Here is a 12,703-nt window from a genome sequence, read left to right on the forward strand (position 1 = left end):
CAGAGGAACCGGTTTTTGGTCCTCTTCCCTTTCTAAGGAAAGTTAGCGACATGCGAGCGAGCGAATCGACGAATCTTTACTTTCAGCAAGCGGCAGATCATCTCAAGATGCCCGAATGGCTGAGAAAGCTTCTGCTGACGCCGAAACGTGAAGTCACAGTACAGGTCGCATTTGAACGCGACAACGGAATGATCGAAACGGTGCAAGGCTTCCGAGTTCAACACGACAATTCGCGTGGGCCGATGAAAGGTGGGCTTCGGTACCACCCCGCGGTCGACCTCGACGAAGTCCGCGCCTTGGCCGCACTGATGACCTGGAAGACTGCCGTCGTGGAGCTTCCCTATGGCGGGGCGAAAGGGGGAATTGGGATCGACCCCAAAACCCTCTCAAAAAAAGAACTCGAACGGATGACGCGAGTCTTCGTCAACGAGATTCACGAGATCGTCGGACCCGATACCGATATCCCTGCCCCCGATATGGGGACCAACTTTGAGGTGATGTCCTGGTTTAGGAATCAGTGGGAGAAATACCATGGATTCAATCCGGCCGTCATCACCGGAAAACCTGTCGAAGAGTACGGGGCCAGGGGGCGAGAGGAAGCCACCGGCCGAGGCGTCGGAATCATGGCGGTGAAGCTATTAAAGAGATTGAATGTGCGGCCCGACCAATGCCGAACCGCCATTCAAGGCTTCGGCAATGTGGGATCGCATGCCGCGAAGTTTCTGGTGGAGTCCGCGTTTCCTGTCATTGCTGTCAGCGATTTAAGCGGAACGTACTTCAACGCAAAGGGCCTAAACATCTCCGAGATGCTCTCGTATTCCATCAAGAACGGTAATCAGCTCACAGGTTATACCGGCGCCGAGCGATTGCCGGCAGAAGCTCTTCTCGAGCTCGACGTCGACCTATTGATCCCAGCCGCGCTGGGGGACGTCATTCATAAGAAGAATGCAAAGTCGATCAAAGCAAAGACAATCATCGAGGCTGCGAATGGGCCTGTCGATCCAGAGGCCGACGAGATTTTAAAGGCTCGCAATATAACTATCCTTCCCGATATTCTCGCCAATGCTGGCGGGGTAACCGTAAGCTACTTCGAGTGGGTACAGAATCGCCAACACTACCGATGGAGTTTGGATCGCGTTCGGCAGGAACTGGACCGAACGATGTCCGACGCTTTCGAAAACGTCTGGCAGCAAGCTTCCAATCAACGAGTATCCTTGCGAACAGCCGCTTTCATGCTGGCGATTTCACGCGTTCAGCGAGCCACCGAACTGGCAGGTTCCTCCCTTTAGCCCCCCCTACTACAATGCCACTCCCCTCTCCGACCTGGTCTATTTCGTTTGTATTGCTCTTAGGTGCAACAGAGTGTTTCGCTCAAAACGAGCCATCGGATGCAACGAAGCCGGTACCGCGTGTGCAGGCGATTCCGCAACCAGGGGAGGAAGCCTCGTTCCAGATCGATGGCCGAGAGGTCACTCGCTTGCACTATGGAAAAGAGCATCGAAGGGCCTTTCTCTTTCCCGTCTATGCCAGCCGGGACATCTCATTGACTCGAATCGGGCATCCTCACGACCCTTGGGGGCACAGTCATCACAATTCATTGTGGCTGGCACACTTTCAAGTGGAGGGGGTGGATTTCTGGGGAGACCGCGGTACCAAAGTAGGGCGAGTGGAGCTATCGAATCTACCGCGCGAAGCATTTCAGGACGGCGATGACTCCGCATCGGTCACGCTGTCTTTGAATTGGAAAACCGAACCCGAGGAGATCGTGCTGCTCCATGAGACTCGCAAAGTTTCGGTGCATCCCATCGAAGATAGCAAGAGTTGGTTGTTAGTCATGGAATCCGTTTTCACATCACCCAAAGGACGCACTGTAACGTTGGGGGCTACTCCCTTCGGAATGGCAGCCGTCCGCATGGCCAAATCGATCGGAGTGCACGATGGCGGAGGTCGCATCTTGAACTCCGAAGGAAAAGTGAATGAAAAAGAGGTTTTTCGCCAACCCGCAACGTGGGTCGATTACTCAGGAAGAATCGCCAACGATCCGGAGGGCTTCGCTGGGATCACTTTGCTTAACCATCCGAAGAATCCATCGCACCCGACTCCGTACCATGTCCGGGACGACGGCTGGATGGGGGCATGTTTGAACCTCGACGGAGCGATCCAGGTCAGCAAGGAGAATCCATTGAAGATTCGCTACGGATATTGGATACACGATGGCGTACCATCCATGGAAGCGATTGAGAAGATAGCCGATATCTTTCGCGAGCTCCCCCTACCAATCCTTGACGCTCCCTGACGCACCGGCAAATGCCAATGCGTTCTTCCAATCGACCGATCGGTTGCACCGAACGCTTACGCAAGAGACAGGAATAGACTCCTCATTCGCTCTAGAAATATCTCTTGAGTAAATTCTTGTTCGAAGCGTCGTCTACCCTCTGTTCCCATCATTCGTCGAAGCTCGGGTGAGTTTACCAGTTGCGTTAAAAACTCGGCAACCGCATTTGCATCCTGGGTAGGAGCAAGAAACCCATTCTTGCCATGGGATACGATAGTTGGAATCCCTCTCCATCGCGTGCTGACGACCGGTAGGCTAAACGTCATCGCTTCGACGAGCACGCAGCCAAAGGATTCGCAACGGTAATAAGAGGGAAAGCAAAAGATGTCCGCTTGCGCGAACATATTCCACTTTTCCTGTCCCACCTTTTGTCCGTGCATCGTGACGTGCTCTTGCAACCGCTTCGATGCAATGTCCTGTTCCAATTGTTGTCGATACATCTCCGATCCAAAGCCACCGACAATATCCAATCGAAACGGCGTTTGAGCTTCGAGGAGAATACGGCATGCGTCCAAGAGAACAGATACTCCCTTCTCCTCGGTTACGGTTCCGAGATACAGGATCCGAGACGGCTGAATGGCATCGACTTGACGGTCGCGTGGGAACTTATGAGCTTCATCCTTGGAGGCATTTGGAATGTAGACGATCCGTTTCGCCCCCAAAGTCGCACCGTCTGGCGGACCATATTCCGATAGCTCGATCGCAACATCTGGAGCCCCAAGAGCGCGGCGGATCCACCACTTCCAGGGGTTTTTAAGCTGAGAAATCAATTCACTGCACCCGGCCGCTTGAAAGTGAAAAACGGTTGTCGGAAAAAGCCAGCGAGTGAAGAACAACAGAACAGCGTCCCTCACCAGAGGAACGAAGTTCGGACCGGCGGGTGGGTAGTACAGGATGGTCGGACGGAATCGAATTCGACACCAGACAATTCTCGCGATCAACTCGAACAGATGCCAAATCTTGCCAATCCGCACTTTCCCAATCTCACCAAGACTTTCAGAAAACTGCATTCTGACATGGTGTATTTCGACATCGGGCAAAGGACCTTCCACCAGCATTTGGATCATGATGGCTTGGCCGTGAAAGGGAGGGGGAGTTTGTCCCACAACCAAAACACGCACCGGTGGAGTGTTCGATCGACTTCCTAGCGGCTGTGAATGATCCATGAATAGTGAAAGAAGGGGGAAAAGACATCCATGCTTTTAGAAAACTCCGTTCCAATTCCAAGCAGATCGGACAGGTGATCGCCAGAAAGACCAGGACCAGTGTAATCGCAGATTTGACTTCTTCGATGCGAGCGAGTCTACAAAAACGGATCGAATCGACAAACCGGCCCTATAACACGTTCAGGATAAATCATGGTGGGAATGTACTCGACATTGCGGAATGCGCGAACTAACATTCGACCCTTGAAAACCATGGAAATGCGAGCCCGTCGCGCCAAGGCAACAACACGCAAACTTATTTTAGTTCCTTCGAGTCTATTTGCTCCACTCATCTCGTGTTGCCCTCTGATTTGTCTACTCAAACACTTGCTCCATCTCCCGATGTCCACCTCGCTTGGCCAAGGCGGTTCCCTGTTCTGAATATTCACGTCAGCGCGACCACTTACGCGGAATTGACGGAGGTCATCTTGCAGGCGGCCTTGAATCGGCAATCGGCCATTGTCAGTTGCCATTCGGTGCATGCGGTTGTCACCGCTTCCGTATCCCGAGATCTATGTCAAAAGGTCAATTCCTTTGACGCGGTCACCCCGGACGGACAACCGGTACGATGGTCGCTGCGATGGCTACATGGAATTCGGCTTCAAGACCGCGTCTACGGTCCCGAATTAACCCTGCGAGTTTGCGAAGAAGCCGCCAGAAAAAAGGTGGGGATCTACCTTTACGGGGGCACTTTTGAAGTCTTGGAAAAATTAACACACAAGTTGCAGACGCGCTATCCTGGCCTGGTTGTACACGGGGAAGCCCCCCCCTTCCGGGCGTTGACCGAACAGGAAGATCGAGCGGTCGTGGAACGCATCGAGAAGAGTGGAGCTGGGATCGTCTTCATCGGCTTGGGTTGTCCGAAGCAAGACGAGTTTGCATTCGCACATCGAAGTAGTATCCACGCGGTTCAGATCTGCGTTGGGGCCGCATTCGACTTCCACGCTGGCGTAAAAAAGATGGCCCCCCCTTGGATGCAGCGGAACGGTTTGGAATGGTTGTTCCGATTGTGCCAAGAACCGCGTCGATTGTGGTGGCGTTATCTCTCCGCAAACACCAGTTTTTTGTACCTTTTGTTGGGCCAGTTCTTGCGAGGTAAAAAGTCGCCCAACTAACATGGACGATTGGAAAATTCAACCTGATTGTCACTCCGAACCCAAATCGCATGAACAATAAAGTCGTACTTGTCGCCGGTGGTGGTGGTTTCATTGGCGGTCATCTGGTCGCCAGCTTGTTAAATATCCCTGGCATCCAAGTCCGCTCTGTGGACTTGAAACCGCTCGACGAGTGGTATCAAGTCTTCCCGAACGCTGAAAACCTCTCCGCGGACTTGCAAAACAAATCCGACTGCGAGCGTGTTTGCGAGGGTGTGTCCGATGTGTACAACCTCGCGGCAGACATGGGAGGAATGGGATTCATCGAAAACAACAAAGCCTTGTGCATGTTGTCGGTTTTGATCAATACCCATTTGCTCCAAGCTTCCGAGGCGGCGAAGGTAGAACGATTTTTCTTTGCCAGCTCTGCCTGTGTTTATAACGCTGACAAACAGTTGCGATTTGATCTGGAGCCTCTGAAAGAATCCGACGCGTACCCCGCGATGCCAGAGGATGGCTATGGCTGGGAAAAACTGTTCTCGGAGAGAATGTGCCGTCACTTCGAAGAAGATTTCGGATTGAAGACGCGAGTGGCTCGCTTCCACAACGTTTATGGTCCGCACGGAACCTGGAGAGGCGGACGAGAGAAAGCACCTGCGGCGATTTGTCGAAAGGTGATCGAGGCCATCGCTAGCGGCGAGCATGAAATTTCGATTTGGGGGGATGGCAGACAGACCCGAAGTTTTACCTTTATCGATGACTGCATTCACGGCATTGATTTGATCATGCAGAGCAGTATCAACCAGCCGATCAATTTGGGTTCCAGTGAAATGGTGTCTATCAACCAGCTCGTGGATATCGTGGAGCGATTCTTCGGAGTTGAACTCCAACGTCATTACCAATTGGATGCACCCAAGGGAGTCAATGGGCGCAATAGCGATAATACTCTTATTAAGTCCCTATTCGATTGGGAGCCAAGCACCAGCCTTGTAAATGGTATGAGACAAACCTGCTCTTGGATCCGAGACGAGTACATTGCGGATCTCAGAAAAACTGGAAGCCATTCGGCGGAAATCGATCGGTTGCTCCAAGCGGACTTGGTCGGTTCCAACACTTAAACGATTCACCTCCGGCATGGAGCCGATGAGAAATATGTCACGTCGCAGTCCAAAGATCAGTCTCGGAATGCCCATTTATAATGGGGCAGAATTTTTGAGAGAGACGTTTGATTCTTTGCTCCAGCAAACATTCGGCGATTTCGAGCTTATCATTTCGGACAACGCATCGACCGACGAGACCTCGGACATTTGCCGAGACTACGCGCGGAGCGATCCTCGAATCCGCTACGAGCGATTAAGCGAAAATGCTGGAGCGATTGCCAACTTCAATCGACTCCCCACCCTTGCTTCTGGTGAATATTACAAATGGGTTGCTGCGGACGATCTTTGCATGCCCCGGTTTCTGGAATGCACGCTGAAAACGATAGAATCCAACGCCGACGCAGTTTGGGTGCACTCGGATTTTGGAAAGATCGATCAGCACGGCAATGTCCTGACAGTAGAAGACGAAGCAGCCGAAGGTTTGGCGCATTCATCCCAGGCGAATCAACCGAGAATGCACCACGATTCTCCACGGCGACACAAGCGGTTTCAGGGAGTCTTGCTAGGCACTACTTGGTGCGCAGACGTGTATGGCCTGATTCGCAAATCGGTTCTGGATAAAGCGTTTCCGATGCCAACCTGCTATGGGGCAGAAAAGGTATTGCTGGGGGAGCTTGCATTGCGGGGCAAATACTATCAAGTACCAGAGACCCTCTTTTACCAGCGTGTACACGCTAAAACGTCAGGCTCGATGACCACACGTGCCGAACAAGAGGCATACATGTCCCCCAAGAAAAAGCGGAGTCGTCTTTCTGGAACGCGATTGGCTTTGCTGAGGGGTCATATCCGTTCGATTGGTAATGTCCCGATGAGCCACTCCGAAAGGCTCCTGTGCATACTTGCGATCTTTCAATACCTGGCCCAGCTTCCAAAGTGGCCGACGTTGTTGCGATCGGAACTCTTGCATGAGCCAATTCGCAGGCCCACTTCGCATCCCAAAAAGTCCAGGCCATCGGAGGGCGAAGGAAGAAAGCTTTCGCCCCATCCATGAAAATTGCCGCGGCTATGACACGGGAACGCTCCACTGCAGTCCATCTCAATGAAAACAAGATGGCATGCAACGCGTGCGGTTCCGCTTCGACCACCCCGTTTTTCTACCTGCCCGATCTCCCGGTCCATGTGGGGCATTTTTATGAAGATGCAAGCTCCGCGCAAATGGCTCCGCGAGGCGACGTGGAGCTTGCTTACTGCCATTCCTGCGGACACATTTTCAATCAGCTTTTTGATGCAAATCGCATCGACTATCGGCCGGGCTACGAAGTTTCCCTTTACCACTCCCCGTTGTTTCGAAGCTTCATGCAGTCGGTGGCAGAGCGACTGCAAAACATGTATCGATTACGAGGAAAGACCATCCTTGAAATTGGAGCCGGAAGCGGTTGGTTTCTAGAATTGCTTTGCCGATTGGGAGGAAATCGAGGGATTGGTATCGACCCTACGATTCATCGCACGGGTATCCTCCAATCCGACGGTGTGCAGCTTGAAATGATCCGAGATCTGTTTGACCGACGTTTCCAGGCTCAATTCGATGCGTGGCAACCTGATTTCATCTGCTGCCTTTCGGTGTTAGAGCATATTGCACAACCGCGACGCCTTCTTCAGGATCTGCGTTCGATGATTGGCCCCCGGAGAACCCGAAACTATTTCGAGATCTTCAATGCCGCCCGCGCCTTTCAGCGCCAGGAGGTATGGAGTATTCATTACGAACAATGCAGCTACTTCTCCGAAAGTTCTTTCCGTAGGCTATTCGAATCCTGCGGCTTTCAAGTTCTTGCGGGCGGGGGATGTTACGAAGGGGATCAGTATCTCTTCGTCGACTGCGAACCGAATTTTTCCCATTCCGATTTTGGAACCGATCACCTCGCGGTTCCTCAGTCAGCGGATTGCGCGGCACCTCAAGGATGTTGCCAATCTCTACCTCAAGAAATCTCCCGATTCGCGAGGTACTTTGTGGAACGATGCGAGACATGGAGCCAACGATTCGATTCGTTTCGGCAGCAAAACAAGCGTGTCATATTCTGGGGGACCGGTGGCAAAGGCGTCACCTTCTTGAACACTTGCCCCTCTGCGTCGTCGATAAAGTTTGTGGCGGAGATCAACCCGGCGAAACAAGGAAAGTTTGTTCCGGGCAGTGCGCAACAAATAGTCGCACCCGAGCATCTTGTCGAGATCCAACCCGACGTGATTATCATTTCCAATGCGATTTATGAGCAGGAAATACGTGAACAGGCCCGCCAATTGGGATTGCGCAGCGAACTCTACGTCGCGTGACCGCCACATCCCTTCTTCGCCCTTGAATAATGTCGACAAACGTTGCGGTGCCAACTACTATCGTAGCTGATCTCATATCAAATCCGGGGGGCGTACCAGCATCATGAATCCAAGCTCAGAACCCGATATTTCACCGACCGCCATCGCCCGGACTTTGTATAGGCATCGAACGAAAGTCATCCTTTTGTTCCTCCTGTTTTTTGCTGCATTCTGCGCGATGGTGCTGTCCGCGAAACCGTTGTATCGGTATGAGGCCAAACTCTTCCTCCGACTTGGCCGGGAAAGTGTCTTGCTCGACCCAACGGTTACCGCTCTGCAGACACAGACGTTAAGTATGCCGACGACTCGCGAAAACGAGTTGAATTCGACAGTGGATCTTTTGACAAGTCGAATGCTCGTAGAACGCCTGGTCGATGAATTGAACCCAGACTCCATTTTGGAGAATGCCCCCGAGAGCCAACAAGATGTGGCGCGAGCCTCCCAAAGCTCAGGATCAAATTGGTTGAAATCGCAACTTGCATTTCTTTCAAGGCCATCTCGGGAGAAGGCCATAGAGTTTGTAGAGTCGCGACTGGATGTTTCCGCGGTGAAGAACTCGAATGTCATCGGAATATCCTTCGAACATCCGTCGGCGGAGACAACGAGGCTGGTGGTCCAAAAACTGATCGAGCTCTACATGAAGGAGCATTTGAGGATTAACCGCGCACCGGGGGCATATGATTTCCTCTTGAAACAGACCGCTGCGGTCCAAGAACAACTGGCAAAGACAGAAGCCGAGTGGCGTGATCTCAAAAACGAATCCGGAGTTGCGGATGTTACCGAAGCAAAGCGACTCATGATCGAGAGCCTGGACGAGCTAGACGACGACCTCCGTATCGCGCAAGTTGAGTTATCGGCTTCCAAAGGCCGACTGACCTTGTTGCAAGAAAAACTCCAACGTATTCCCGAGATGCGAGAGACCTCGAGAGCCGATGGGCAGCTCGCCGCCGGGGCGGATTCCATACGAGGCCTGCTCTACGCTTTGGAACTGAAAGAAAAGGAACTATCCGCGAAGTACACCGACCAACATCACCTGGTCAAAGAGGTGCGGAAACAAGTCGATGATTCACGCGACTTGCTCGCACGCGAAGTGGAGAATCGTCGTGAGTCCACAACGAGCACCAACAAAGTCTTCGAAGAAACAGAGCTGCTGTTGGTGAAAGAGGAAAGCGAGATGAAATCTTTTCAAGCGAAGATTGCGGCATTAACGGAGCAGATTGAAACGACCAAATGCGATCTGCAGAAGTTAAATGATCTTGAACTGCGATTCGTGCAACTCGAACGAGATACTCGACTGCAGGACTCCAATTACAAACGCTATTCCGAGAGTTTGGAGCAAGCACGAATCGACCAAGAACTAGATCTGCAAAGGATCTCGAATATCAACGTGGTTCAGCCCGATAGAGCTCCGGACCGTCCCGTGGATTCAAAACTCTTGATCAAGCTCGTGGGTGGGTTTTTGGCAAGCTGCCTTGCAAGCTGCCTTATCGCGATTGGATTGGAGCGTCTGCGACCGCCATTCGAACCGAAGAACCTATGAAGTCTGCCAATGCGGAAGTAGATAAGGTGCAGTCGGTCCATACATGAGAGAGGATGACTCCAACATTAGTCTCGACGAGTCCGACACCAGAAAGCCCCAGAGTGTGGGCGAACACCTGTGGTTGGTTTTGTTGATGATCAACTTGTTCGGGCTTGCCTTGCTGGGGCGAGGTTGGGCGAACCTTGGGATTCCTCCATTGTTCGTTGGTGAATTGGTGTTGGTTCTGGGTGCGTTCGTTGTATTCCTTTCGGGGTATTGGAATCTTTTCTTTCAGTCGCGACTTATCTGGCCGCTGTGGGTACTGATGGTGTGGGGGGCCTACCGAACTCTCCCTTACCTTGGCCAGTATGGATTCCATGCGCTTCGAGATGCCGTTCTTCTGGGCTACGCACTCTTTGCAATTCTTACGTTTGTCTATATCTGCTCGAAACCAGAACGTCTCAGTATTCTCGTGCGCGGGTATGCGCGCTTCGCAACTTGGTTCTTGGTGTTGATTCCGTTGATATGGATTCCATCGCAGTTTTTGCAGGATAAATTACCGGCCAATCCGATCACCTTCCTGTTTTTGAATGCAAAAGGGGGAGATACCGGTGTGCATCTCGCAGGCGTGATGGCCTTTTGGGCAGTTGGAATAGGAGCGGCACCTTCGTTCAGACTCCTGATCCTCTTCTGCTTTACCTTTGCGTGGGTGGCTGCGGTCAATCGCGGAGGATTGCTTTCGTTCCTTCTTGCGATTTCATTTGTCTGTTGTTTCAGGCCGTACAACGTCGTCGTCTGGCGGTTCGCCTTGCTCGGAGCCACCACTTTATTGCTCCTCCTGGTCATCGACTTTCGAATTCAGATTCCCGGTCGAGAGCGGAAGATCGATGCGACCCAATTCATCGAGAACGTCACGAGCGTCGCCAGCAAAACAAAAAGCGGGGATTTGGATGGGACAAAAGAGTGGAGGCTGATGTGGTGGTCTGAGATCGTCGACTACACCATTTTTGGTCGTTACTATTGGGTGGGCAAAGGGTTTGGGGTGAATCTGGCAGACGACGATGGATTTCAAGTCTCATCGGACGGCTCGCTTCGAAGTCCGCACAACGGTCATTTGAACGTCCTCGCTCGTTCCGGGGTGCCCGGATTCGTGATGTGGTGCACCGCTCTGGGAGCTTGGTTCATCGCAATGGTCACTGAGTTGCGTCGCAGTCTTATCCATCGCGAGCGGAATTGGACTAATTTGCTATTGTTTCTAACCGCCTATTGGATTGCGTTCAGCGTCAACGCGACTTTCGACGTCTTCTTAGAAGGACCGATGGGAGGAATCTGGTACTGGACCCTTTATGGAATCGGAATGGCCGCTATCTGGATCCATCGCCATTGCCCGGAAGCTCTTGACCTCTCTGCCCAGCCAAATTTATTTCCAAACTGCCGATGACAAATAGTCGCTCCTTCCTACAATACAGGAGGAAGTTTGTGAAATTTTTCACAAAGTCAGAGCTCTGCAGGATTCGGAAACGTGGCGAACTACCTACCGATTTTGATCTATCTCGTTGCCGTGATTGGATTTGCGGCCGTCTCGCTGTTGCTGCCACACCTGGTGGCCCCTCGTAAACCGACGCGGGTGAAGGACATGCCCTACGAGTCTGGAATGGACCCGGTGGGGGATGCCCGCAAGCCGTTTGATGTCAAGTTTTACTTGATGGCGATTCTCTTTTTGGTCTTCGATATTGAATTGATCTTCCTCTATCCGTGGGCAGTTTCGCTGCTTGCACCGGATGGAGTTCCCGCCGAGTTCCGCCCCGCAGTCTTGGGAGTGCTCATGGTTCTCCTGGCGACGCTCGGGTTGGCTTATGTGGTTGCTTACCGCAAAGGAGTATTCGATTGGCGACGGAAGTAAACAAAACGCTGGGCGACAATGTTTTCTTGACCACGCTGGACGCTGCGGCCTCTTGGGCGCGTGCCAACAGCCTTTGGCCGATGCCTTTCGCGACAGCTTGCTGTGGCATTGAGTTGATGAGCACGGCTGCGAGTCGGCACGATTTGTCACGGTTCGGCAGCGAAGTGATGCGTTTCACTCCCCGGCAATGCGATTTGATGATTGTCGCGGGTCGAGTGGTGATGAAGATGCTTCCGGTCCTGCAGAGGATTTGGTTGCAAATGCCTGAACCGAAGTGGTGTATCTCCATGGGAGCATGTGCGTGCACCGGGGGAGTCTTCGACACCTACGCGGTAGTTCAGGGCGTCGATCGTTTTATTCCTGTGGACGTGTATGTCCCTGGATGTCCTCCGCGCCCGGAGCAATTGATTCGCGCGATCATCGATTTGCAGGACAAGATCAAATCGGGCGGGACGATCAACGCGCGCGAGTTCAAGCTTCGTGTGTTACCAGAGGGTCCTCAACGCTTTGATGAGGACGAATTGATCCGAATCCGGGAACGGAACGGATTGAAATTGGAAACCCCAAAATACGATCCCATCCACTAGGACTGTCGCCGGCCGGGATGGTTTTCAGCGTCCGCGGGGAAAATCATCCGGAATCGGCGGGGAAAAGAAAACATGGCAGAATCTGTACCATCATCCAGCATCCAGGAACGGCTTGGGAGCGAGCTCCCCAATAAGCTTTTGGCTTGGTCGACTTTCCAGGATCAAGTTCGAGCGGTTGTACCCGCAGCGGAGATCCTCGGCACCTTGCAAGCGTGCAAGAGACTTGGCTTTAACCAGCTCACCGATCTGACTTGCGTCGATTTGCTGGAGTATGGAAGCGGTGCAGATCGTTTTGAAGTTGTTTATTTGTTGTTGAATGTCGATACGGGCGAGCGATTGACGGTCAAAACGCATGTCAATGACCCAGATCCCAAGCTTCCGTCGGCCACTCCGGTTTGGTTCGGTGCGGATTGGCTCGAACGGGAGGTGTATGACATGTACGGCATCGTGTTCGAAGGTCACCCGAACTTCAAACGACTCTTGCTTCCGCAGGAGTTCCAGTCCTTTCCTATGCGAAAGGACTATCCCGTGAAAGGTCGCGGAGAGCGACACAATTTCCCAGTGATCACGCGAGCGGAAAGCTAAACGAGGAC

General features: G+C 52.5%; 12 protein-coding genes. 11 read left to right on the top strand and 1 reads right to left on the bottom strand.

What is annotated here, in order from left to right; translation table 11 throughout:
• The first annotated feature begins 50 nt into the window (after window positions 1–50).
• Both VN12_RS07335 and VN12_RS07340 read left to right on the top strand, forming a co-directional pair.
• On the top strand, window positions 51–1,289 hold the full coding sequence (locus VN12_RS07335) for a Glu/Leu/Phe/Val family dehydrogenase (protein ID WP_146676212.1): 1,239 nt from the start codon (window positions 51–53) through the stop codon (window positions 1,287–1,289).
• 14 nt (window positions 1,290–1,303) lie between these two features.
• Entirely contained in the window at window positions 1,304–2,296 is a 993-nt protein-coding gene (locus VN12_RS07340; RefSeq protein ID WP_146676213.1) for a PmoA family protein, read from the top strand.
• Between the two features lie 56 nt (window positions 2,297–2,352).
• On the opposite strand, the gene VN12_RS07345 is transcribed toward VN12_RS07340, so the two are convergent.
• The gene (locus VN12_RS07345) at window positions 2,353–3,501 is read right to left on the bottom strand and encodes a glycosyltransferase family 4 protein (protein WP_146676214.1); all 1,149 of its coding nucleotides are present in this window, start codon (window positions 3,499–3,501) and stop codon (window positions 2,353–2,355) included.
• 350 nt (window positions 3,502–3,851) lie between these two features.
• Between VN12_RS07345 and VN12_RS07350 the strand changes: the two genes are divergently transcribed.
• From VN12_RS07350 to VN12_RS07390, 9 genes are all read left to right on the top strand, one after another.
• Window positions 3,852–4,655: a WecB/TagA/CpsF family glycosyltransferase gene (locus tag VN12_RS07350; RefSeq protein ID WP_146679827.1), complete on the top strand. Its 804-nt coding sequence runs from the start codon at window positions 3,852–3,854 to the stop codon at window positions 4,653–4,655.
• Window positions 4,656–4,705: 50 nt separating this feature from the next.
• Complete coding sequence (locus VN12_RS07355) at window positions 4,706–5,752, top strand: NAD-dependent epimerase/dehydratase family protein (protein WP_146676215.1); 1,047 nt, start codon at window positions 4,706–4,708, stop codon at window positions 5,750–5,752.
• A 67-nt stretch (window positions 5,753–5,819) separates the two neighbouring features.
• Entirely contained in the window at window positions 5,820–6,785 is a 966-nt protein-coding gene (locus VN12_RS07360; RefSeq protein WP_205855214.1) for a glycosyltransferase family 2 protein, read from the top strand.
• Window positions 6,782–8,062, top strand: a complete 1,281-nt coding sequence (locus tag VN12_RS07365; protein ID WP_146676217.1) for a class I SAM-dependent methyltransferase — start codon at window positions 6,782–6,784, stop codon at window positions 8,060–8,062. Before VN12_RS07360 ends, VN12_RS07365 begins: the two co-directional genes overlap by 4 nt.
• Before the next feature lie 103 nt (window positions 8,063–8,165).
• Window positions 8,166–9,641, top strand: coding sequence for a GumC family protein (locus VN12_RS07370; RefSeq protein ID WP_146676218.1), 1,476 nt, complete (start codon window positions 8,166–8,168; stop codon window positions 9,639–9,641).
• A 43-nt stretch (window positions 9,642–9,684) separates the two neighbouring features.
• Window positions 9,685–11,061, top strand: coding sequence for an O-antigen ligase family protein (locus VN12_RS07375; protein ID WP_146676219.1), 1,377 nt, complete (start codon window positions 9,685–9,687; stop codon window positions 11,059–11,061).
• Between the two features lie 81 nt (window positions 11,062–11,142).
• Entirely contained in the window at window positions 11,143–11,523 is a 381-nt protein-coding gene (locus VN12_RS07380) for an NADH-quinone oxidoreductase subunit A (RefSeq protein WP_146676220.1), read from the top strand.
• An 8-nt stretch (window positions 11,524–11,531) separates the two neighbouring features.
• Window positions 11,532–12,110 carry an NADH-quinone oxidoreductase subunit NuoB gene (locus VN12_RS07385; RefSeq protein WP_315850188.1) on the top strand — a complete coding sequence of 193 codons (579 nt, stop codon included), beginning with the start codon at window positions 11,532–11,534 and terminating at the stop codon, window positions 12,108–12,110.
• A 72-nt stretch (window positions 12,111–12,182) separates the two neighbouring features.
• Window positions 12,183–12,695: an NADH-quinone oxidoreductase subunit C gene (locus VN12_RS07390; RefSeq protein WP_146676221.1), complete on the top strand. Its 513-nt coding sequence runs from the start codon at window positions 12,183–12,185 to the stop codon at window positions 12,693–12,695.
• Window positions 12,696–12,703 lie beyond the last annotated feature (8 nt).

This window comes from Pirellula sp. SH-Sr6A (assembly GCF_001610875.1).
Taxonomy (GTDB): domain Bacteria; phylum Planctomycetota; class Planctomycetia; order Pirellulales; family Pirellulaceae; genus JBKCUI01.